General features: G+C 37.7%; 20 protein-coding genes and 2 tRNA genes. 12 read left to right on the top strand and 10 right to left on the bottom strand.

What is annotated here, in order from left to right; all coding sequences use genetic code 11:
• Positions 1–58: 58 nt before the first annotated feature.
• On the bottom strand, positions 59–1777 hold the full coding sequence (locus tag FRZ67_RS12915; RefSeq protein WP_147189963.1) for a peptide MFS transporter: 1719 nt from the start codon (positions 1775–1777) through the stop codon (positions 59–61).
• 140 nt (positions 1778–1917) lie between these two features.
• On the opposite strand from FRZ67_RS12915, the gene purD reads away from it, so the two are divergent.
• The gene (purD, locus tag FRZ67_RS12910) at positions 1918–3195 is read left to right on the top strand and encodes a phosphoribosylamine--glycine ligase (protein WP_147189962.1); all 1278 of its coding nucleotides are present in this window, start codon (positions 1918–1920) and stop codon (positions 3193–3195) included.
• Between the two features lie 87 nt (positions 3196–3282).
• Here the strand turns inward: purD and FRZ67_RS12905 are convergent, their stop codons facing one another.
• From FRZ67_RS12905 to asnS, 6 genes are all read right to left on the bottom strand, one after another.
• Positions 3283–4107: a TlpA family protein disulfide reductase gene (locus FRZ67_RS12905; RefSeq protein WP_147189961.1), complete on the bottom strand. Its 825-nt coding sequence runs from the start codon at positions 4105–4107 to the stop codon at positions 3283–3285.
• Positions 4094–4678, bottom strand: a complete 585-nt coding sequence (locus FRZ67_RS12900; protein ID WP_147189960.1) for a hypothetical protein — start codon at positions 4676–4678, stop codon at positions 4094–4096. Before FRZ67_RS12900 ends, FRZ67_RS12905 begins: the two co-directional genes overlap by 14 nt.
• Positions 4679–4955: 277 nt before the next feature.
• The gene (locus FRZ67_RS12895) at positions 4956–7139 is read right to left on the bottom strand and encodes a PspC domain-containing protein (protein WP_147189959.1); all 2184 of its coding nucleotides are present in this window, start codon (positions 7137–7139) and stop codon (positions 4956–4958) included.
• Between the two features lie 10 nt (positions 7140–7149).
• On the bottom strand, positions 7150–7512 hold the full coding sequence (locus FRZ67_RS12890) for a PadR family transcriptional regulator (RefSeq protein ID WP_147189958.1): 363 nt from the start codon (positions 7510–7512) through the stop codon (positions 7150–7152).
• 436 nt (positions 7513–7948) lie between these two features.
• Positions 7949–8021: transfer RNA gene (locus FRZ67_RS12885), tRNA-Phe, on the bottom strand.
• Positions 8022–8122: 101 nt separating this feature from the next.
• Positions 8123–9571: an asparagine--tRNA ligase gene (asnS, locus tag FRZ67_RS12880; RefSeq protein WP_147189957.1), complete on the bottom strand. Its 1449-nt coding sequence runs from the start codon at positions 9569–9571 to the stop codon at positions 8123–8125.
• A 600-nt stretch (positions 9572–10171) separates the two neighbouring features.
• Here asnS and rho point away from each other — a divergent pair.
• Entirely contained in the window at positions 10172–11836 is a 1665-nt protein-coding gene (gene rho / locus FRZ67_RS12875; RefSeq protein WP_147189956.1) for a transcription termination factor Rho, read from the top strand.
• 191 nt (positions 11837–12027) lie between these two features.
• On the opposite strand, the gene FRZ67_RS12870 is transcribed toward rho, so the two are convergent.
• Entirely contained in the window at positions 12028–12408 is a 381-nt protein-coding gene (locus FRZ67_RS12870) for a DUF4783 domain-containing protein (protein WP_147189955.1), read from the bottom strand.
• A 141-nt stretch (positions 12409–12549) separates the two neighbouring features.
• Between FRZ67_RS12870 and gpmI the strand changes: the two genes are divergently transcribed.
• The 3 genes from gpmI (at position 12550) to yihA (ending at position 15335) form a co-directional block, all read left to right on the top strand.
• Positions 12550–14076 (top strand): 2,3-bisphosphoglycerate-independent phosphoglycerate mutase, encoded by a 1527-nt coding sequence (gene gpmI / locus FRZ67_RS12865; protein WP_147189954.1) that lies wholly within the window; start codon positions 12550–12552, stop codon positions 14074–14076.
• Positions 14077–14174: 98 nt separating this feature from the next.
• Complete coding sequence (locus tag FRZ67_RS12860) at positions 14175–14681, top strand: heme-binding domain-containing protein (protein ID WP_147189953.1); 507 nt, start codon at positions 14175–14177, stop codon at positions 14679–14681.
• Between the two features lie 48 nt (positions 14682–14729).
• A complete protein-coding gene (yihA, locus tag FRZ67_RS12855) occupies positions 14730–15335 on the top strand; it encodes a ribosome biogenesis GTP-binding protein YihA/YsxC (RefSeq protein ID WP_147189952.1) in 606 nt (201 codons plus the stop codon).
• 171 nt (positions 15336–15506) lie between these two features.
• Here yihA and FRZ67_RS12850 read toward each other — a convergent pair whose 3' ends face one another.
• Positions 15507–16244, bottom strand: coding sequence for a ribonuclease H-like domain-containing protein (locus FRZ67_RS12850; protein ID WP_147189951.1), 738 nt, complete (start codon positions 16242–16244; stop codon positions 15507–15509).
• 21 nt (positions 16245–16265) lie between these two features.
• Here FRZ67_RS12850 and FRZ67_RS12845 point away from each other — a divergent pair, with 21 nt between their 5' ends.
• The 3 genes from FRZ67_RS12845 (at position 16266) to FRZ67_RS12835 (ending at position 18633) form a co-directional block, all read left to right on the top strand.
• Entirely contained in the window at positions 16266–17252 is a 987-nt protein-coding gene (locus FRZ67_RS12845) for a DUF8428 domain-containing protein (protein WP_147189950.1), read from the top strand.
• A gap of 94 nt (positions 17253–17346) precedes the next feature.
• Positions 17347–18504: a sensor histidine kinase gene (locus tag FRZ67_RS12840; protein WP_147189949.1), complete on the top strand. Its 1158-nt coding sequence runs from the start codon at positions 17347–17349 to the stop codon at positions 18502–18504.
• Positions 18505–18549: 45 nt separating this feature from the next.
• Positions 18550–18633: transfer RNA gene (locus FRZ67_RS12835), tRNA-Leu, on the top strand.
• A gap of 179 nt (positions 18634–18812) precedes the next feature.
• Here FRZ67_RS12835 and FRZ67_RS12830 read toward each other — a convergent pair.
• Positions 18813–21227, bottom strand: coding sequence for a TonB-dependent receptor plug domain-containing protein (locus tag FRZ67_RS12830; RefSeq protein ID WP_147189948.1), 2415 nt, complete (start codon positions 21225–21227; stop codon positions 18813–18815).
• Positions 21228–21381: 154 nt separating this feature from the next.
• Here FRZ67_RS12830 and FRZ67_RS12825 point away from each other — a divergent pair, with 154 nt between their 5' ends.
• From FRZ67_RS12825 to FRZ67_RS12810, 4 genes are all read left to right on the top strand, one after another.
• Positions 21382–22287, top strand: a complete 906-nt coding sequence (locus tag FRZ67_RS12825; RefSeq protein ID WP_147189947.1) for a serine hydrolase — start codon at positions 21382–21384, stop codon at positions 22285–22287.
• Positions 22288–23031: 744 nt separating this feature from the next.
• Positions 23032–23736 (top strand): tRNA (guanosine(46)-N7)-methyltransferase TrmB, encoded by a 705-nt coding sequence (gene trmB, locus FRZ67_RS12820; protein WP_147189946.1) that lies wholly within the window; start codon positions 23032–23034, stop codon positions 23734–23736.
• On the top strand, positions 23717–23929 hold the full coding sequence (locus tag FRZ67_RS12815; protein ID WP_225975332.1) for a C1orf53 family protein: 213 nt from the start codon (positions 23717–23719) through the stop codon (positions 23927–23929). Before trmB ends, FRZ67_RS12815 begins: the two co-directional genes overlap by 20 nt.
• 16 nt (positions 23930–23945) lie before the next feature.
• Positions 23946–24338, top strand: coding sequence for an MGMT family protein (locus tag FRZ67_RS12810; protein WP_147189945.1), 393 nt, complete (start codon positions 23946–23948; stop codon positions 24336–24338).
• The last annotated feature ends 51 nt before the right edge of the window (positions 24339–24389 follow it).

Below are 24389 nucleotides of genomic sequence, written 5' to 3'. Positions count from 1 at the left end.
GCCAGCTAAATAAAAAAGGGATGCAATGTTTGCATCCCTTTAAATTTTACTAATTATTTTATTGCACGTTCATGTGCATCATTTTTTGAAGTCGCTTTGTTAGTAAGAATAAAATAAGTGAAGCCAGACCTGCCATGCCAACAAACAGCATAAAAAATTCATGGAGATTACTCATCTGATAACCGAAGAATGAAGTGGTTTTATTATCGGGATACAATGCGCTTAATACACCGGCAAGTTTATTAGCTGCGGCATTGGCAAGAAACCAAACAGCCATTAATAGTGATGCGAATTTGAATGGGGCAAGTTTATTAACCAGCGAAAGACCGATTGGAGACAGGCACAGTTCGCCGCATGTATGCAAGGCATACATACCTGTTAACCAAATCATGCTCACCTTAATTCCGGGAGCTACATTATTTACACCAAAGGCTATCCACAGATAGCCAATAGCAAGCAACAATAATCCAAGCGCCATTTTTGTCGGAGAAGACGGTTCCTTTTTACCAAGCTTTAACCATAACCATGCAAATAAAGGCGCTAATGAAACTACAAATATTGAATTGAGAGATTGAAACCAGCTGGCAGGGATTTCATTTAACTCTATTGACATCATGCCTTTGGAAAGTAAATAAATATTGCCTCCAAGAATGCTTAGGCCAAATAGCAAAAGAAGTCCATGCACTGTTTTACGTAATTCTTTATCGTTATCCGAACCAAGTGTCTTTTTTGTTTTTACGAACAGTTTATAGATGTAAAACAATAATGCAGCTGAAGATGCAATTATTAACCATATCGGGATGTTTAATCCTACGATCCTATTGGTTTGTTCATCCGCAAAAAAAGTAAGTGACGCTCCAGCCTGTTCAAAGGCACTCCAGAAGAACACCACAAAAAAAGATACAATAAAAATTACAGCTATTCTTTGTTTTTCAATTCCTGAAAGTGACTTATCGCTAAAAATGAAAAATGCAATAAATACAACTGCTGCAATCAGCAAATAGGTAAGATAGCTAAACACTTTTGCATCAATATACAAAAGCCCGATTGTTACAAATGAGAGTCCTAATAAGCTACCTATAACAACAGCCGGGCTTATCGCTCTTTTGGTTGAAGTAGCGGGAGTTAATCCAAGCGTCTTGTTTTCAGGGCTAAGCACATACTTATCGTGAAAGATTTTTTGAACTACAACACTTAGCGACATTGCTATCCCGCCTGCAAGAAATGCCCATTTAAAATCGTCAGGGTTGCCAGTGTTACCTACCAACCCACAAATAAAAGGCCCTATTGCGCCACCCGTATTTATACCCATGTAAAAGATAGTATAGGCTGCATCACTTCTGTGGTCACCTTTTGGATACAACTGACCAACCATTGAAGAAATATTAGGTTTAAAAAAACCATTGCCTGCAATCATTAGGCCCAACCCTACAAAAAATAATATAGAAGAAATATCGGCATTAGACTTATATAGAGAAGCACAAAAAAACAAAATGAATTCTCCAATTGCCATTACAATACCTCCGGCGATTATGGATCGCTTATTGCCCCAATATTTATCTGCGATATAACCTCCAAGCAGTGGGGTTAGATAAACAAGCCCCGTATAGCTACCGTAAAGATTTGAAGCAAAGACCTTATCAAACATTAAGGCTTGCGTCATAAACAACACCAGAATCGCACGCATACCATAATAGTTGAACCGCTCCCACATTTCTGTTGCAAACAAAATATAAAGACCTTTAGGATGTCCCTTTTGTTCAATAGCTTGATTCATAGCAGGCAGTTTTGAATTTCAATTGAAGGTTTGATAATAATTAAGTGGCTCAAAATACAGTAAAATTCTAAATGCTAACGTTCATTTATAAATACTGCTTTACTTTCGCGCAACTTTATTCATTTTTAACTGCATATTTTATGAATATCCTTCTTTTAGGTGGCGGTGGTCGTGAACATGCATTGGCATGGAAGATGGCACAAAGTAAACTTTGTGCTAAACTGTTTATTGCACCGGGAAATGCAGGAACGCTTCAATACGGTACTAATCTCAATGTAAGCGTTACAGATTTTGAAGCACAGAAAAAAGTGTGTCTTGAAAATAAGATCGATCTTATCGTAGTCGGTCCCGAAGAACCACTTGTAAAAGGTGTATACGATTTTTATGAAAAAGAATTGCCAGGTATTCCTGTTATTGGCCCGGCGGCTTATGGCGCACAATTGGAAGGCAGCAAAGCTTTCTCAAAAAAATTCATGCAGCGTCATAAAATACCAACGGCAGGTTATGCAGAATTTACCAATGAAAATTTTGAGGAAGGAAAAAAATATATTGCTCAACATACATTGCCCATTGTTTTAAAAGCAGACGGGCTTGCTGCTGGTAAAGGCGTTGTTATCAGCACCACACACGAAGATGCTTTAACAACTTTTGAAGAAATGATCATCAACAAACAATTTGGTGATGCAAGCAGCAAAGTAGTGATAGAAGAATTTCTTGATGGCATTGAAACAAGCGTGTTTGTTTTAACTGATGGGAAAGATTACAAAATCATTGGTCATGCTAAAGACTATAAAAGAATTGGTGAAGGCGATACGGGTTTAAACACAGGTGGCATGGGTTGCGTAAGTCCTGTACCTTTTGTTGATGATATATTTATGCATAAAGTAATTACAAAAATTATAGAGCCTACCGTCAACGGGCTCGCTGCGGAGAATATCATTTACAAAGGCTTTATATTTTTTGGGTTGATCAAAGTAAACAATGAACCTTTTGTTATTGAATATAATTGCCGCATGGGAGATCCTGAAACGGAAGTTGTAATGCCACGATTGCAAAATGATATTGTTGAGTTATTTCTTGCTATACACAACGGAACACTTAAAGAAAAAAATATAACCTACAATGATAAAGCTTATGCAACTGTTGTTGCGGCAAGTGGTGGCTATCCCGGTGACTATAAAAAGAATTTGAAAATCGGCGGACTTGACAATTTAAAAATGGCGAACGATTCAATCGTGTTTCATGCGGGCACAAAACAAATGGATGATACGGTTGTAACAAATGGAGGACGTGTATTAACGGTTACTTCTTCCGGCGCAAATATCACAGATGCAGTAAATAAATCAACTGCCATATTGCAGCAAATTTATTTTGATGGCATGTATTACAGGAATGATATTGGTTACGAGTTTAAATAATTTTATGAGCCTGGCTACAGAATAAATATTAAGTTTTTCTTGCGTCGCACGCTTGTACGTTTAGTTCTTTCTTCAACAATCAATTTATTATTGCAGGTATTTATCCAATTGGGCGTACAATGAATCTTTATCACTTGGGTGTTTTGCACTGGTAATAGCAACTTTGCCTTGCTTATCAATAATCAAATAATGTGGCATAAGAACGTTGGTATCTTTAGTTGAAGCTTTGTAAAGCTCATCATATTGTTCGTCTTCCAGGAATACATGATAGCCATCTATTCCATACTTGTCTATCTGCTGTTTCCATAAATATTTATTTCCTCTTGAAATGTATAAATAATTTATGTCTTTGTTCGTCTTGTACCGTTCTTTAAGTGGCTTAGTAAAATCTCTGAATTCTGCAAGACAAGGACCACACGTGGTCCCCCAGAAATCTACATACACAACCTTGCCTTTAAAATTCTGGTCATACAAATTTTGAAATGAATATTCATTTGCAGGTAACGTTAGAAAATTTGTTTTGTCATTAGTGCTAAACATTATTACTGAAAGAATTTTTCCAGACAAAAAGAACGCAATAACAATTACACAAACAGCAACAGATTTAAATGGATTTACCAGCTTTTCTTTTTTGTAAAGCCTGAAAAAATATATGCTTAATAAAAGCAGCAATATGCTGCAGAATATTTTTGTATAAAATAGAAAAGTCAGTGTTTCATTGCGTTCAAAGACTTTATCAAGTAAGGCAGTTTTTTGCTCTTTAGTAAATGAATAAACATCCTGTACTGCATAAATAAGTTCTTCTCTTACTTCTTTTTGCCAGTCCACATAATGTTGTGCAATATCAATGCTAAGCAAAGGAATAATGGCTAAAGCAATTGTTGCTACCCAAAAGTTTTTAGATTTTATCATTGGCAAGGTTTGACTTTTTTTCTTGAATTGCTGTTTTGGAATTTTTTAGCAAAGAAAATCCGATAGCCATAGTTGGTACCAGCAATAACACATCTGCTACATGTGCAATCCATTCTACTCTTGGTATTCTGCTTGCCGGAAAAGCAATTGCCCCCAGGCATAATAAAATGGCTATCCATGCTGCAACAGTTTTTGTACGAAATAAAATAATGCCTAAAATCAGCAGACTTAAAGGAAACAATGGACCGGTTGCAAACAATAATAGTTGCGATGAAAAAGGATATTCGGAAAGCTTTTGTAAGTATGCAGAGTGAGAAATATTAAATATGGTTGTTAAGTAACCAAGAAACATAAAACATACGCCAGATATGCATCCAAACACAGCGATCCATAATCCATAGGTTGCATAACGTGGCATTTTATTTTTAAGCAGGCTGAACAGACCTGTTAATGCAGGTATCCAGAAGAATAATGAGATTATTCCAAATGTTGCAGCTGCAATACCGTATTCTCCATTTACCCAAAAGAAAGTAGAAGCTGCAAATAATACAGGAGCAATTATTAGTGCCATGGCCTGAAAATTTTTTTCGATTAATAATGCATTTGAATTGTTCATAGCAATTATGTTTTGGTGGAAGTTTAGTTTGCTGAATAAAGAACAAGACGTACAAGTGAGTGACACAACGAAGCTTAATAGTAATGCAGAAGCAGATTCCATAAAATAAAAAACCGCAGCTATAAAAATAACTGCGGTTCGATTGTGTCAGCGAAAGAGAAAAAATTTTAGAAGGGAAGAACCCCGATCCGGAATTGGTTCAGGGTTCTTTTGTTCCCAACCTTAACCGAGTTTATATAGCAGTTCTTTCAATAAACGTTGTTGCCAGATCGTGAACATTTATATTCATTATTCTTTTTGTTGCCGGTTCTTCTATAGCTACTTTAACTTCTTTTTGTTGCTGTTCTTCTTTTGCAGGCTGATAATGATATCGCGTAGAATCGTTGCTGTTGTTTTTGATTGTGTCTATACGATCTTTATAATTATCTGAAGGTGATGTTTTATCATTGTCGTTATTGTCATCGTTTTCGTCATTATCATGTTTCTTTTCTTCGTGTGTACGTTTCAGCCCTTCTGCTGTCATTGTATATTCAACATTGCTTTCCCAGTTATAACCATCTTCATCGTATCTCCAGCGCCAGTCATCAACATCATTACCAAGTTCGATATGAAACCTGTCGCTCCAGCCTACATTGTCTTTGATAAGAATTCTTTTTCCTACGGGAACATATACAGTTATGTAAACAGTCTGGTTGCGAAATTTGTCTTCTTTTGAAATTGGTATGCCCCTGTCAAATAAAAGGCTGCTGTCTTTTTGTGTAATGTTGAACTGCATTCTGTCTGCCTTTTCATCAGCTTCTGTTTTAGTAGCTGCATTCACCATTTTCAGTATAGTAGCATGGAAGCTATCACTCTCTGATTTCATCACACGTATGTGTATATTCTGAACGAAAGCAGTGTCTTCATCAATGTTTGCAAACGGTTCAAAGTGCAGGAAGTTGTTGCTAAAATAATAACGGGTGTCTTTCTGCAGTTTTAATTCCAGTTTACCAATACCAGGATTAGTAAGTGGAATATTAGCCTCAACAGGAGAGTTATGGTAAGAGAAATCATTTCTTAAAGAAGCGATCAAACCAATCACGCAAAACAAACCTACTATCCACATGGCAGCGAAGCTAAAACGCATTACACTGCTGTTGCTTTTGATCCTTGCTATTCTGCGTATTATCCAGGTAATGATGCCAATTACAGGAACCCAAATGAAGAATATATAGGCACCCCATGCTAATGTATTCTGCCAGCCATCATTGATAACATAAGATTTCAAAGGAAGTAAGCCTGTAAAAGCTATGCCTACTCCGAATAATGCCCCTACTATTGCGATCAGTACCACCGCAAGAATAAAGTAGGCAAATATTTTAAAGATCAGAACGATAATATCTCCTAATGTTGTGCCTGCTTTTTTTGCCACACCGCCTGCCTCTGCACTAAATTGCTTTCCCCTTGCACCTATATTGCTGCCAAGTTCTGCGGCCCTTTCGCCCACTTCTGCACCAAACGCTTTTGCTCTTTCACCAAAACCTTCCATATCTTTTTGAATTGTATTCTTGATGCTGTTAAGATCTACTTTCTCTCCTTTCATTTCAAGTTTATCTGAAGTAGTTGAAGCCTCAGGAAGCACAAGCCATAAAATGATATATATTAAAGTTGCACCCGGACTAAAAGATAAGTTGATGAAGTTGGGAAAATCAAAGACGCCCCAATGATTCCAGCTTGTAACGATTGATAAGAATGGTATCAGGAACAAAATTCTTGGTATCCATATGTTCACACCAAAATAGGAAGCAAGACCACCACAAACACCACCAATTAGTTTATTTTCGGGATCACGAAAAAGGCGTTTACGCACAGACCCAATAGTAGTAGAAGCAGAGCTTGGAATGGCTACCCATAAGATCAGGTAAGTTATGAATCCAAAACCAAAACCAAAAGTGAAGATGATAAACAGGATCCGAACCACCAGTTTATCAATATTAAAATAGTTAGCCAAACCAGCACACACACCACCAAGGAGTTTGTTGTTCTCATCCCTGTAAAAACGCTCTGGTCTAACACTACCAGTACTTTCTGAATATGTTTGAGATGATGAGGTACTGCCTGTATTGGAATACTGTTTTTGTTCGCCACTTAGTTGTTCACGCACACTAGCTTCTTCTGTTTCAAATTCTTCAGGGCGCCCCATACTGTTTATGATTGCATTTACATCGTCGTCAGTAATACAGGTGCCCCCTTTCTTTAATGTTTCCCCAAATAGTTCAGCAATACGGCCTTCTATATCATTTATGATCTCATCCTTTCCTTCTTCATTGGCAAAAAAGCGGCGAAGACTTTCAACATACTGCTTCAGTATGTCGTAAGCAGTTTCCTCAATGGGAACCACTCTGCCCTGGAAGTTTATGTTTATTACCTTTTTCATTGTTCATCATTTATTTGGTTAAGGTGGGGGTTTCGTTCTCGTTGTGGTTAGGCTGTGTAAGTGCATGTACTGCATCTGCCAGTTCTTTCCATGTTCTTTCCAGTTCACCGTAAAATTCAATCCCCTTGTCGGTCATCAGGAAATATTTCCTGGGGGGGCCGCTATTGCTTTCAACCCAACGGTAAGTTAAAAGCCCCGCGTTCTTTAGCCTGGTAAGCAATGGGTAGAGGGTGCCTTCCAAAATCTGCAGGTTGGCAGATTTCATTTGTTCCACTATATCACTTGGGTAAACTTCACCCTGACGTATAACGGATAGAATGCAAAACTCCAATACTCCTTTCCGCATCTGGCTTTGTGTGTTCTGAATATCCATATTCCGGGAGTTTTTGGTTGTTCCTCCGTTGCTTACTTCATTTTGTAAACAATGGCGGAACGGTTATTAAATCTTGTTTCGAATTTTTTGTTTGTCAGCTTTTGTTTCTTTGTTCATCGTCTGTTGTGTCACTCACTTGTACTTTCTGAACCTGCTCATCTAAGTCTTATTTTGACAACACAAAGATGAGGAGTTTTTTAATACTATGCAATACAAAGTACCAAGTTTTTTCAAGTAATCGGCGGTGAGAGATAATAGGCTAAGAATAAATTCATTACTAATCAATCATTTATAAAAAATCAGGTGAAATATTAAGTCCTTACAAAATGATGAACGGCAAAATAGAGGGATGAAAATTAATTGGAGGGAGGCTTTTAAGAATAAATAATATTGTAAATAAAAAACCCCGCCATTACTGACGAGGCCTTTTAAAGCGTGGTGTGGGGCGGGATCGAACCGCCGACACAAGGATTTTCAGTCCTTTGCTCTACCGACTGAGCTACCGCACCATTCACTTTTCCCTTTCGGGCTGCAAATATAAGTTGTAAATCCAAATCCCAAAAACAAATTCTAATTGTTATGGGTCGCATTATACCTATTCTATTCCAAGCTAAAACTCGCAGTTCTTAGGCGTCCTTGCAAATGGAATTACATCGCGAATATTGGTCATCCCTGTAACAAATAAAACCATTCGTTCAAAACCTAATCCAAAACCTGCATGAGGCACCGTACCAAAACGCCGGGTATCCAAATACCAACTCATTTCCTCAACAGGAAGATGCATATCTGTCATACGTTGTTCCAGTTTTTCCAAACGCTCTTCACGCTGACTTCCCCCGACAATTTCACCAATACCAGGCGCAAGTATATCCATTGCTGCAACCGTTTCTTTTCCGGGCTCACAACCATCATTCAATCGCATATAAAATGCTTTAATAGCTGCCGGGTAACCAGTGACGATCACCGGCTTTTTAAAATGTTTTTCTACAAGATAACGTTCATGTTCACTCTGCATATCTATTCCCCATGCCACGTCATACTTAAACTTTTTCTTTTTATACGCAGGTGAATCCAATAAAATATTAATTGCCTCTGTATAAGTAATTCGCTCAAATTTATTTTCTGTTACAAAACGAAGTTTTTCGAGCAGTCCCATTTCGCTGCGTTCTGACTGAGGTTTTTGTTTCTCTTCATCGGCAAGACGCTGATCAAGAAAAGCAAGATCCTCTCCATTATGCTCCATTGCATATCTTATAAGATATTGAATAAACTCCTCCGCAAGATTCATATTATCTTCAATGTCACAGAAAGCCATTTCAGGTTCAATCATCCAGAATTCAGCCAGGTGGCGGGTTGTATTGGAATTCTCTGCACGGAAAGTTGGACCAAATGTATATATTTCACTAAATGCAGTAGCACCCAGTTCACCTTCGAGTTGTCCGCTTACAGTTAGGTTGGTGCTTTTACCAAAAAAATCCTCTGTAAAATCTACATCACCATTTTCTTTTCGCGGAGGATTATCAATTGGAAGTGTTGTAACACGAAACATCTCACCGGCACCTTCTGCATCACTTGCAGTAATAACTGGTGTATGCAGGTACACAAACCCTTTATCATTAAAAAATTTATGAGTAGCAAAAGCCAGCGAATGCCTTATGCGAAATATAGCTCCAAATGTGTTGGTGCGAAAACGCAGGTGTGCTATTTCTCTTAAAAATTCAAGGCTGTGCTTCTTTGGCTGCAAAGGGTATTTTTCCGCATCACTGTCACCAAGAATTTCTATTGCTGCTGCTTTCAATTCCATTTTTTGACCCTTACCCGGGCTTGGCACTACTTCTCCAATAACTTTCAAAGAAGCACTGGTAGTAATACGTTTTAATGTTTCATCATCGAGCAAGCCAAGCTCAACCACAACCTGCAAATTATTATTGGTACTCCCATCATTCAATGCTATAAACTGGTTGTTACGAAATGTGCGCACCCATCCCATTACTGTTACTTTGTGTCCTGTTTGCTTACTTTGTAGCAGCTCCTTTATTTTAATTCTTTTATTGAACATACCCTTTTCTTTAATGAAATTTATTTTTTGTTACAGACTGCGGTAATGCTATTTTACTTTGTTGTGTCACTCACTTGTACTGCTTGTAAGTTTATCAGCATTTAACTGCTAGGAATGTCACAATTTGGTAATACCCTTTACTACAACTGGCTTTGGGGCAGCAAAGATAAGGCTGGACAACTACAGTATAATACCATAAAATCACGAATACTTGTTACGGGTATTTTTCTACACTTCTGCAACTTTAGTTTCCTGAAACTAAAGTTGATTTTATGCATTCTGGTGCTTATATATAACTGGAAAAAACCGCTATCATTATGTTTTAACTTTTTGTTTAACGATTAAAGATTCTCTTGCTGCCATCTCATCTTACTGAACACGCTGTGCGACGCAACGAAGATGCCAAGAAAACATACAGTCCGGCTCATAAAAAAAATCTTTGGCTTTAAACATTTTGCCGTATCATTGCAGCGGAAACAAGCTGAATAGTCTGTGTCAAGCCCTCTCAGCTCACTCGTTTTCTCAATCAACCGATCATTAATCTTCAATTTTTTAGACGGGTAAAGATTTAACATCAATTATTCTTTTTACAATATTTTTATGTACGACATTCTGCAATTGAACGACATGCTGGTGCCTGAATTGCTCGACATCGCTGATCAACTAAGCATCCCTCATGCTAAAAAAGCCGATAAACAGGAACTTATTTATAAGATCCTTGACAAACAGGCTCTTACATCAGGAGAAGCAGCTAAAAACGGTGCTGAAAAACCAAAGCGTAAACGCATTATTAAAGCAAATACAGCCAACGTAACTGAGGAGGCTGAAGTTATAAATGAACCTGAAACAACTGCAAATACTGATGCAGCTGATGTTGCTAAAGACGACAAAAAGAAAAGGGGGCGCAAACCCAAAGAAAAAGAGGAAGCAGAAAGTGCAGATGCAAAACCACCTGTAAAACCCGAGAAACCAGCTCCAGTAGAGCTAGATCTCCCTGACCTTGAAATGGGGAGCAGGTTGATAAGCATGCTGGGTGATGATGAACCTTTAATACTCGATGATGATCCTGTTGATCTCATGGATGAGGTGGAAGAAGTAGCAGCTCCTAAAACTTATAGTAGCAAGAAGGAGCCCGCTTTTAATATTGAATTCGATGGAATTATACAGGCAGAAGGTGTATTGGAAATGATGCCTGATGGCTATGGATTCCTGCGCTCCTCCGATTACAATTATCTTTCTTCGCCTGATGATATTTATGTCTCTCCTTCACAAATAAAATTATTCGGTTTAAAAACCGGTGATACTGTTTTTGGTGCAGTGCGTCCTCCAAAAGAAGGTGAAAAATATTTTGCATTGCTGAAGGTTGAGAGTATTAATGGAAAAAGTCCTGAAGAAGTAAGAGACAGGGTACCATTTGATTATTTAACTCCACTATTCCCATTTGAGAAACTTAACCTGTTCACCACTCCATCTAATTACAGTACCAGGATCATGGACCTTTTTACACCAATCGGTAAAGGTCAGCGTGGTTTGATAGTAGCCCAGCCAAAGGTTGGTAAAACAATGTTACTTAAAGAAGTAGCGAATGCTATTGCAGCTAATCACCCTGAGTGCTATTTAATGGTAGTGCTTATAGATGAACGTCCGGAAGAGGTTACTGATATGGAACGCAGTGTAAAAGCAGAAGTAATTGCTTCTACTTTTGATGAACCCGCAGAAAAGCACGTTAAAGTTTCTACTGTTGCTTTACAAAAAGCAAAACGTTTGGTAGAGTGTGGCCATGATGTGGTGATATTGCTTGATTCAATTACCCGTTTGGCCCGTGCACACAATACAGTAGCACCTGCAAGTGGCAAGGTTTTAAGTGGAGGTGTGGAAGCTAATGCAATGCAAAAACCTAAACAGTTCTTTGGTGCAGCCCGTAAAATTGAACACGGCGGATCATTAACTATTCTTGCAACAGCGCTTATTGAAACCGGTAGTAAAATGGACGAGGTGATTTTTGAAGAGTTCAAAGGCACCGGTAACATGGAACTTGTTCTCGATCGCAGATTGGGCAACAAACGTATCTATCCGGCCATCGATCTTGTGGCCTCATCTACCCGTCGTGATGATTTGTTATTAGACAGAGAAGTCTTGGCAAGAATGAATATTCTCCGTCTTTATATCAACGATATGAACACAGAAGAAGCAATGTCTGAATTATTGAAACGTATGCGTGGCACCAAGAGCAACGAAGAGTTTCTTGCCAGCATGAATGGATAAAAAGATTTGTATTGCCTGCAATAAAAAAGCCACCTGTTAACGGATGGCTTTTTATTTTTTTGAGCCTAACTATAGTCCTTTGTGCGTCTTTGTTGCGTCGCACTCTTTTACTTCAATTGCTTTATTTAGCAGGAAAAAGTTAAAAATTATACTTATAAAAAATCCCGCCGGAATCTGGCGGGATTTAAGAATTAGCTGATTCTTATCGAAATAATCGATAATTTATCACCCCGGTCTTTCATCAATAAGGTTATATTATAACTTTTAGAACCACCTTTAAGTTTGCCGGTAAGATACATGGTGCCACCCATTTCACGCTGGGATGTTTTTTCAAAACCGCTAACGCTATTATCACTAAAAAAGCTTTTAACGGTAATAGTAGCCTGATTTTTACCAACGTTCTTTATTTCGTCCTTTTCAGGAAGTTTTATATCAAGAAAGTCATCAAAGTAATTACTGAATTGGGCTGCGTTACCTGCATTAAGGGCATTGATTATTTTATCAATATCACCGACAACAATAAAGGAGTTCATCGAAAGAACTATCCCCATCATTATCATCATTTTTTTCATAATAAATTTTTATTGTTCTTGATAGGACTAAAAGTATGCCAAATTGCAGAATTTTACAGTGCTATCATTTATTCCACTCCGGCAAATTATCAAATTAATGTAGTTTTACCGCAACAGCTTTCACAATTAATATAGAAAAAAATGAAAAATAAAAAAGCAATACTGGTTATCATGGATGGATGGGGTTTAGGAAAAGTAAAGACCTCAGACGTTATTCAAAATGCAAATGTTCCTTTTGTAACATCTTTATACAAAAAATATCCCAACACTACCCTAGTTACCTGCGGTGAAGCTGTAGGTTTACCAAATGGACAAATGGGTAATAGTGAAGTTGGACACCTAAACCTTGGTGCAGGTCGTGTTGTTTACCAGGAATTGCAACGCATAAATGTTGCTGTAAGAGATGGAGAACTTGCAACAAATGAAAACATGCTGGCTGCCATCCGTTATGCAAAAGAAAACAGCAAACCTTTTCATTTACTTGGCCTGGTAAGCGATGGCGGTGTACACAGTCACATCAGGCACCTGGAAGCTATTTGTGATATCTGTAAAGCAAATGGCCTTACAGAAGTATATATTCATGCGTTTACAGATGGTCGGGATACAGACCCAAAAAGTGGTCTTGGATTTATAAAAGAGCTGCAGCAGCATCTCAACTCTTCTGTTGGTAAAATAGCTTCTGTAAGTGGCCGCTATTATGCTATGGACCGGGATAAAAGATGGGAACGTGTAAAATTGGCTTATGATGCATTGATAAAAGGAGAAGGTCAAAAAGCAACTGATGCAATTGCTGCTATTGAACAATCTTACGCTGCAGAGATTACAGATGAATTTATAAAACCTACCATAATAGTTGCAGAAGACCAGCAACCATTGGCTACCATAAGAGATGGAGATGTAGTAATGTGCTTCAATTTTCGCACAGACCGCTGCCGAGAAATAACGGAAGTATTAACTCAAAAAGATTTCCCTGAGTTTAACATGCATGCTTTGCAGCTGCATTATACTACCATGACAGAATATGATAAAACTTTTAAGAATGTACACATCATTTTTGAGAATGACAACCTGAACAATACAATTGGTGAAGTATTACAGGCAAATAATAAGAAACAAATACGCATTGCTGAAACAGAAAAATATCCCCACGTAACTTTCTTTTTCAGTGGTGGCAGAGAAACACCTTTTACCGGTGAAAGCCGCATCATGGTGCCTTCGCCGAAAGTTGCAACTTATGATCTGCAACCTGAAATGAGCGCTGTGGAAATAACAGATAAACTTATTCCTGAAATTGAAAACGAAACAGCAGATTTTATTTGCCTCAATTACGCAAACGCAGATATGGTTGGTCATACCGGCGTTTGGCAGGCGGCTATCAAAGCTGTTGAAACAGTTGATAGATGTGTAGAGCGTGTTGTAACCGCAGCATTAGCGCATGGTTATACAGTATTCCTTACAGCAGATCATGGTAATGCAGATTATCTTATCAATGAGGATGGATCACCGAATACAGCACATACATTAAACCTGGTTCCGTTGTTTGTAATAGACAGTGACTGGCATGGCACTGTTAAACCAGGTAAATTAGGAGATCTTGCACCAAGTATACTAACTATGATGGGTCTTTCGATTCCAAAAGAAATGACAGGTGAAATATTAGTTAGTTAATATGACAATCATCAGTATTTTGAACTCATAATCTTTTCTATCTTTCAGGGTGTAAAATATATATTTTACACCCTTTTTTTAAGTAAAAACTCCTTTGCATGAAAAAGAAAATATTTATTGTCCTCGTAGTATTAATTGTAGTTATACAATTTTTCAAGCCCGCTAAAAATCTAAGTACCTCAAAAAGTCCAAACGATATTTCTAGTGTATACAATGTGCCAGAGAACATAGGTGTAATACTTGACAAAGCATGCAATGATTGTCACACTAACAATACTGTGTACCCATGGTATGCGGAAATACAACCAGTAGCATGGTGGCTTAATAACCACATTGAAGAAGGCAAAGAAGAACTTAACTTCAGTGAATTTGCATCCTATTCCCCCGCACGTCAATACCGCAAGCTGGAAGAAGTAAAGAAACAGATCGATGAAGGTGAAATGCCAATCAGTTCTTACACGCTTATTCATACCAACGCAAAACTTACTGATGCAGAAAAACAAACTTTGCTATCATGGACCGAAGGAATTCGCACTGAAATGAAAGCAAAATATCCGGCAGACAGCCTTGTTATTAAAAAAGGGCCACGTCCTCCTGAAGAATAGCAATATTAGATTCATTAAAGTCCATCGCCTCTTTGTTACTTTGCATGCATGAAAATAAAAGAAGCGGCATATGTTATCTCAAGCCCATCAGTAGAGCAATGTCCAAAACCTGATAAGCCTGAATATGCTTTCATTGGTCGTAGTAATGTAGGAAAATCTTCACTCATTAATATGATCTGCGGAAGAGACGCGCTTGCAAAAATTTCCGCTTCTCCTGGTAAAACAAAACTCATCAATCATTTTATTGTAAACAAAGAGTGGTACCTCGTGGATTTGCCTGGATATGGCTATGCAAAGATTTCACAAAGCGAAAGAAAGAAATGGGAAAAGATGATCGAAGATTACCTGCGCAAAAGAGAAAGCCTTGTAAATATTTTTGTTTTGATAGATAGCAGGCACATGCCACAGAAAATAGATATCGAATTTGTAAACCAGTTGGGCGAATGGCAAATACCTTTTACACTTGTTTTTACCAAAGCAGATAAAGAAAAGCCCGGTGCCGTCGATCGCCATGTAAAAGCATTTCTTGATATCATGCGACAGACCTGGCAGTTTCTTCCACAAAGTTTTGTAACAAGCGCAACAAAGAAACAGGGAAGAGATGAGATATTAACTTTTATAACTGAATGTAACAAGCGTGTAAAAGAAGGTTAAGAATTTTTTGTACTAAACTTTGTTACTGCTATTAAGCTTTTCTTGCGTCGCACACTTCAGTGTTTTGTTCTTTGTTCAGCAATAAACAGAACGTACAAGTGAGTGACACAACAGGCGATGCCAAAAGATATAAAGACGATAATATAATTATTTAAAAAAATATTTTCATAATTAAGAAACAATAGTAATATTCTCTTCTTTCAATAAAGGAAGATTTTTGAAACGCAACAGAAGGTTAGCTACAACAACTACATCACGCTGACAATAATCAACAATACGCTGCAGGTTTTTTTCTTTATAATATACATGCTGCACATCAGCGCCATTAATATCTGTTTTCGAAGTGGGCACATCCAGTACATTGGCCAGCAGATGAAGCGATGTGTAATGCTTATAATCACCAAACTTCCACCATTGCAATGTATCAATCATTCTTACTTCCCAAGGTTTAGCGCCGTGCAGGTTTAAATAAGCAGGCAGATTTACTTTATTGATAAGCATGCGGCGACAGAGATATGGAATATCAAACTCTCTTATATTATGACCTGCAAATTGAAAATTTTTATTATGTTTATACAATTTATCTGTTATCTCTATAAATGATTGCAGCAACGACTTTTCATCATCGCCGAAAACGCTTTTCAAGCGAAGTGTTAATACTTTATTCTCATTTAAACAAAAATAACCAGTGCTTATACAGATTACTTTTCCAAACTCTGCAAGTATGCCGGCCCTTTGCTGGTAAGTGTCTTCAGCCGAAAAATTTTCTGGCACGGTTTTGGAAATCTTGTCGCACCAGAGGCTTTTCCATTGTTCCGGTAGCTGCGCATATTCCGGGTACTGTGGTACAGTTTCAATATCAATTACCAATAAATCATATACAGATAAATCACCATTAACTATATTCATAACTTTTTAAATTTCGTAAATATGAGCTATACAAATTATCCAACCACCGGTAGCACCGAACAACAGCAACCTCCAAAGGACAACCGTAAACTAATTTACGGATTATTAATAGCCGCATTGCTTGGCACGTGGGGTTATGTTGTTTATGATAAGAGTAAATCTAAAGAAACGATCACACAATTACAAACGCAATATTCAAATGTTGACTCTGCACGCAATGAGATTCAGGATGAGTATAATGATGCACTTGCACGCATGGATTCTCTTACAGGTAGTAATACACAAATGAGCGGTGAGTTAAGCGAACGCCAGAAAGAGATCGACAAACTAAAGGCAAACATTAAAACTGAGCTGGCAAAAAAAGGCGCTGATTTATCTAAAGCCAAATCAATGATTGCCGAACTTAATGGCAAGATCAACGATCTTGTTGCTGAAGTTGACAGGTTAAAAGCAGAGAACCAGGAATTGACAACAACTAACCAGCGTGTTACCGCTGAAAGAGATACCGTTGCTGCGCAAAAACAGGTAGTAGAACAAACATTGTCTACTACACAACAGGAAAAAGCGCATGTAGAAGATATTGGATCTACATTACATGCTTCAAACATAAATATAACAGCTATTGATATAAAGAATAGTGGTAAAGAGAAAACTACTACTACTGCAAAACGTGTTGATGTTTTCAGGATTTCTTTTGATCTTGATGAAAACCGTATCTCACCAAGTGGTTCTAAAGAATTGTATGTATCTGTTACAGGGCCTGATGGAAAGCCAATAACAATGCCTTCTACCAGCGGCACATTCACAACAAGAGATGAGGGTGATAAAACTTTCACAAGTAAAGTAACAGTAGAATATGAACAGGGTAAACGTACACCGGTAAGTTTCGACTGGAAGCCAGAAGCAGGAAAATATCAGACAGGAAATTATAAAGTAGAAATATATCAGAACGGTTTTAAAATTGGAGAAGGCACCAAAGCACTGAAGAAGGGTGGCATATTTGGGTAGTTAATGTTTTATCTAATAATATATTCGAATAAAACCCCGCAGTTTGCGGGGTTTTTTATTTTTTAGGCGTACAAAGATTTTCTATTTTAGAAGCATGATACAATACTGGTTGAATGGCAGAACACTTTTATTCATAATCGCAGTAAGCATTGTTACGGGCACAATTTTTTATTCTCAATACCTCTCTAAAAAAATTGCGGCAGATGAAAAACAAAGAGTTGAAACCTGGGTAGAAGCACAAAAAACAATTATGAATGCTACAGACCAGACAAGTCTTAATCTTGCTGCAAAAATATCTTCTGAAAATAAGGATATACCAATTATAGAAACAGATGAAAAGGACAAAATAAATCCGGGCAATTGTGTAAATCTTGATTCAGCAAGTATAGCCAGTGATAAACATTATCTGTCTAAAAAATTAGAAGAATTTAGAAAACAGAATGACCCCATAACACTTATATTAATAGACAGCCCCTATACAGCCAATAAATATTATTTTGGTGAAAGTGTGTTACAAAAGGAAGTACGTTATTATCCTATCGTACAACTAATTATTGTAGGTCTCTTTATAATTATAACGGTAATAGCACAACGAACTTCTTATATAAGTACACAAAACCAGTTATGGGCTGGGATGGCTAAAGAAACAGCACACCAGCTTGGCACGCCGGTAAGCAGCCTTAAAGGATGGATTGAAGTATTAAAAGAAATTCCAGGCAATGAAAAGGTAAATACTGAAATAGAAAAGGACGTAAAGCGTCTTGAGCTTATCACCGATCGTTTTGGCAAAATAGGCAGCAAACCAAGTCTTGAACTTTGCAACCTTTCAGAGCAGGTGAGCAGCATGGTTGAATACATTAAAAAAAGGTCTGGTGGCAAAGTTGATTTTATTTTCAACACAAATGGAGCAAGTGAAATAATTGCAATGATATCTCCGCCATTATTCGATTGGGTAATTGAGAACCTTTTAAAGAATGCCCTTGATGCCATGGAAGGAAAGGGGAAAATTACTATAAATATGACTGATACAGTAAGCCAGGTTAAAATAGACATAACAGATACCGGAAAAGGAATTAACAAAGCCAATCTTCAACATGTTTTTGAACCCGGTTTTACTACCAAGAAAAGAGGTTGGGGTCTCGGTCTTACACTCGCCAAAAGAATAATTGAACAATACCACAAAGGTGCTATTTACGTAAAATCAAGCGAGCCTGGAAAAGGCACTACTTTCAGGATAGAATTGAACAAATAGCAATGGAAAAATAATGCTATCCCCTTACATTTGCATTCCCAAGTTGCGGAGGTGGCGAAACTGGTAGACGCACTACTTTGAGGTGGTAGCGCCGTAACTGGCGTGGGAGTTCGAATCTCCTCTTCCGCACTTAAAACTTCTTCATTAACGAAGAGGTTTTTTTATTTATGTGCCTGGCAATGATACTGCTATTAGACTTTTCTTGCGTCGCACTCTTGTACATTCTTATCAATGCTCAGCAAAAAACAAAGCGTACAAGGGTGCGACGCAACAATGCTTCATTGAAATGCAAAAGATTGGTTCAAAGATTATTCAATCAATTTTTCAATATGTGCAATTCTGCCATCTTTTGTTACTCCTTCAACAATTACCCGAAAGCTGTTTGTAATATCGTTATTATAAAAAGTTAGCCTGACCAACCGGTTTTTACCGGTAGTTATAACCATAGGGTTCCAATATAAAGTAGAACGCAGATCTTCATATTCATTGCGCTGGTCGAAAGTTCCGTAATTAGGAGAATAGAATTGTTTTTCCGGCGCATAACCAATAACCAGTTTTGAAGGCAGGCCTTTGCCTTTAGCCGCTGTATTCGGTCCCCCTTTTTTTGTGTAAACAGCAATGGCTCCGCTTCCGCCACCGCCAAAAGCTCCAAAAAAAGGTGGATTGAAAACTTTTATGAATGCAACATCACTCATACTTATACTTGTTAGCTGTGTTACATCAACATTCATTTCATTTAAATAAAAAGAAGGTGTGCCGCCACGCCAGGAAACAGAAGCCTGACTGCCTGGGCCAGTTTGCCCTGAAATATTTAACCCGGCTACACGGCCTTTTAAGTAATTCAGTACATCCATTGAACCCTGGGCAGATACATCATTTTCCACATCAAACTGTCTTGCCTGCCCGCCGGAAAAAAGACCCGAAGTATATTTTTCATCAAGCACTTGCTCCCTGCTTTTTGTTTTAGTAGTTACCGTTACTCCCTGTAAAGTGTTTCCTTCCATTAACTTTGCAAGGCGTGCTTCTGCATTTGCAAAGAAAAGAGTGCGGTTTTCGGCAGCGCTATCCAGAAAATAGCGGCTTTTACTTTTATCAAAATAGATTTTCGCCGGGGAAGGTAATGTGCCATTATTAAAGGCAACTTCGGTAGAGTTGACCATGTCTTTATTAGCAACAAACTGATAATATATCCTGGTAGTATCAAAAAGAATAACATTGGGGTCAGAAAAATTACCGTCCTTATCCAGTGTTACTTGCAGGGCATTACGTGTACTATCACTTTTATGATCTAGTATTAGAAATAATATTGCAGATTGTCTAATGTCTGCAGCAGAAATTCCAAATACTTTTCCTGCAAGAGTCAGATAGGATGTATCATTTGGATATTTTATCGTTGGCATTTTTCCAGCTGTAAGATCATCCCATTTTATACGTCGCCAGCCATTGGTAAGCATAACAAGATCTAACTGATTCTGCAATGAATCACTATTGTCTGAAAAATAATAGGCTGGTTTATAAACATTACCTTTCAATTCTCCTGTGAGCAACAAACGTGAAACGATATTATCGCTGCTATCAATGCCAATAGCTGCATCCGTTACAGCCACGGAAAGATTTGCTTCAAGCGTATCAGGAACATTTATTATCAAAACATTTTTTCCATGCTTTGAAGTTCCCAGTGTGGAAAAACCAACTTCAGGTTCAAAAATGTAATCGTTGTTATTAATAAAAGTAATGCGCTCTGCTACAGCTACCCAGTTTGAATCAAACACAGTTAGTTGCAATATACCGGTTGGAAGTTCCGAAACAGGAATCGCACCACCTGCCACCAGGGATTCTTTTAGGTTTACATTGGCCATATATACAAGCTGCTGATCCATTGTTGCCACCAGCTGTACCTGTTGCAGGTTTCCGGCGCTTGCCGCATTTCGCTTTATAACAAATCCTCTCTTACCTTCTGCTATCTTAACTTCAAGAGAAATGCCTGTATTCTTAACCGCAGGCAATGCAGTTTCGTATTGTTTGCCTTGTTCATCTTTCCATCGTGCTGTATATTTTTCATTTATTTTAGCATCAAGGTAGAAGTACCCCATACCATCATGAATTGTTTTTAGATCTGCAACTACTTCTCCTTTAGAATTTACAACGCTGCCTTTTACAGTAAAGGGTCTTCCGTTATCATATATTGCTTTAAATGCTATTTTACTATTTATTCCTGCAATACAGTCTCCACTTTCTGGAAAAAAATCTACAATAGGCTTGTTAATTGCCGGTATAGTTTTGACTGCAGCTTTTTGTTGAATTATTCTTATGTCTTTTTCAAAAAGAAAAGCAGAATCAAAATTCAACATCCACTTAGTGTACGCCCTTATGTGTATGCTACTACCCCCATAAGTTGCAGGTATATCGAAATTACTTTTTGCAGAAGATTGTAAAACAGGCAGTACCATATGTGATAATACTTTACCGGCAGGATCAGCACAGTCTACATACAAATTGGCACTGATTAGTGAAGGTGTTGTACCCGAAACGATATACGCTTTATACCAGATAGTTTCTCCTGGGGCATAGGCAGGTTTATCGAACTGTATATAAATTTTTTCCTGGGGAAACCCATTGCCTAATTGCTGGAGATTAGTAGTGAATGCTTCTTTGTTTTTTACCTGTGCAAACAAGGATAAGGGCAGCATTATAATAAACAATAAAAAAAAAGGCTTTTGCATATCAATTTCTTTTATTCAAAATAGATGGCTCAAAATAATTCAAGAATATTATACATTCAGCACCTTAACAGTTTAGCAACAAAACTTGTGAAGCAAAATCAGCGCAAGTGCTTTTTTAAAATTAGTTAACTTCAAAAATTCAATTAATATAATTATGCTACGACCTACTTTATTACTTCTGTTATGCATTCCATTAATATTAACAGCACAAAAAACAGATACAAAATTACAGTCGCAGATAAAATTTTTGCTGCAGGGTTTTCATGGTAATGTTGGCGTGTTTGTGCATGACCTTAAACATAATAAAATAGTAGCCTTGAATGCTGATTCCGTTTTTCCTACGGCCAGTATTGTAAAGATGCCTATTCTGCTTGGCATTATGGATAAAATAACTACAGGCCAGCTTAATTATCATCAGCGGCTTACTTACACAGATTCGCTTTTTTATGATGAAGGAGATGATATCCTTTCCTCTTTTAAAGACAGTGCCACAATAGAGCTTAGTAAAGTAATGATGCTGATGCTTACCATAAGTGATAACTGCGCCAGCCTTTGGCTGCAGGGCTTATCAGGCGGTGGTAAAAGGATCAATGAATTGCTCGATAGTCTAGGTTTTAAAAATACCCGTGTTAACAGCAGAACACCAGGGCGGGAAGCAGACAGAAGTCAATACGGGTGGGGCCAGACAACACCACGGGAAATAGCCGGATTTATGGAGCGGGTTGTAAATAATCAATTATTGGATAAAGCATCTGATGAAAAGATGTTACGGTTGTTAGGGCGCCAGTATTGGGATGAAGAAGCTCTTTCTCAAATTCCACCTGGTGTTTTTGTTGCTGATAAAAATGGCGCTGTGGATGAAAGCCGCAATGAAGTAGTGTACGTAAACAGTAACAACAACCCCTATATCTTCAGCATTTTTTCAAAAAATAATGCAGATACAAGCTGGGAATATAATAATGAAGCCTGGGTGCTTACCAGAAAATTATCTTCATTGTTGTGGCAGTATTACAATCCAAAAAGTAAATGGCAGGCAACATCAGTTTCAGAAGTTAAATGAATCATTATGTTTCCGGCTTTTTTGCATTAATGGGGCTTTTGTTGCGTCGCACCCTTGTGCTCCATAACAGCCATGAACGGTCTGTCGACAGTTCTTCCGGACGTACAAGTGAGTGACACAACAGGCGATGCCATGAAAGGCTAAAGCCTGTAACCAAATAAAAAAGCGATTGTGGGAACACAACCGCTTAACCATAACTAACTGCTTGTTAGCGAAAAACGACATTTGTATTTATCCAGCTAATCCGAATAGGGATCTTGCTTACTTATATTTTTATGATGAAACATTAGTAATTTACTAAACCGCTCGATCTTTTTCAAAAAACTTTTCACAAATCGGTGCAAGGTTGCGGCTGGTGGCAGAATCGTAGACATTGGAAAGACTGTTTGTGGTTTTGAAAGGAATTGCTACAAAAGCCCGTTGCAATTTCGCTTTAGTGGCTTTCTTTTCCTATTCAAACGATTTAAGAACAGTTGTTCGTATACCTGCAAATATTTTAATTACTTGCAAAGTAATTTTATAACATGCTGCTTTCAATTATACCTGACTACTATTTTCAAAGATCATTCATAATTCTATTGTCAACCAACAGATTCACCTGACAAACATACATTTTGAACAGTTATTAAATGTACACAATCGTTTGCCCAATTGCAATTAAATATTAATCGCAATTAAATATATACGTTACAGATAATGATTTTTGGACCCGGCTTTTGTTAGAGACACTACATTTGCAGCTTTATGGGACAAAAAAAACTCATACGTTTTGCAGAGATCAAAAGTTTTTCAAATGTGCTGGAATATCCGGCAGGTATAAAAGGCAAGTGGAACGATTTTTTTAAAAATACAAGCCCGATTATTTTAGAACTTGCCTGCGGCAAAGGAGAATATGCTATTGGATTAAGCAGGCTTTACCCGCAAAGAAATTTTATTGGTATAGATATTAAAGGAAACAGGATATGGCGTGGTGCAAAAACAGCGCTTGAGGAAGGGCTTTCCAATGTTGCTTTTGTACGCTCACAGATAGATAAGGTTACTGATTATTTTAGTAAGGATGAGGTTGCAGAGATATGGATAACTTTTCCAGACCCGCAGTTGCGTTTATCAAGAATGAAGAAGCGCCTTACGCACCCAAGGTTTTTAAGATTATACCAGCAGTTTTTGCAACATAATGGACTGGTTCATTTAAAAACAGACAGCCCGGTACTTTATAATTTCACCAAAACTGTTATCAACCTTTACGACCTTGAATTGTTAGATGATTATGATGATGTGTACAGGCAAACCACCCCAGGAAAAGAATTAAGTATAAAAACACATTATGAAGGATTGGATATAGCCGGTAGCAACCGCATTCATTACCTGCAGTTTCGATTGAATAAGATAATTGATCCCTTAAAAGACAAAATACTAAAAAACATGATCGGTGAGCAGCAAATTGATTGAACAAACACATTATTATTTTAATGAAGCTGGTTTAATGGTTTTTACAAGTGCATACCACCTGGAACGCGGTTATTGCTGTGGTAATGGCTGTTTACACTGTCCCTATAATTTTGAAGCTGTTCCCGAACCGCAAAAAACCTATTTATTACAGCAAAGAAAGAACAATGCTATTGCAAAAGATTCATCCGAATAGTTGCTAACTTTCAATCATGAAGAAAAGCGCAATACTAAAAAAGCAAAAAGAAAAAGTTCCTGTAAAAGATAAGTCAAAAGAATTTTCTTTCTTCGAAGATGTATGGGCTGTAGTAAGACAAATTCCTAAGGGACGTGTCACTTCTTATGGCGCTATTGCCAGCTATCTCGGCACAAAACTTTCAGCCCGGATGGTTGGATGGGCCATGAATGGTGCATCGTATGCTAAACCAAAAGTTCCGGCACAAAGAGTTGTAAACAGAAATGGAATGCTCAGTGGCAAGATGCATTTTGAAACACCGACCCGAATGCAGGAGCTTTTGGAAAAAGAAGGGGTTAGGGTCGAAAAAGATAAGGTAATAGATTTTGAAAAACGGTTCTGGAATCCTTTAAAAGAGTTAGGGTTGTAATTTGTATAGGTCGCTCAAGCAGTATTGATCAATTTTTGTAGCCAGGCAGCG

Source organism: Panacibacter ginsenosidivorans (assembly GCF_007971225.1).
In the GTDB taxonomy this organism is placed as follows: domain Bacteria; phylum Bacteroidota; class Bacteroidia; order Chitinophagales; family Chitinophagaceae; genus Panacibacter; species Panacibacter ginsenosidivorans.
This window is presented reverse-complemented; position numbering and strand designations above follow the sequence as displayed.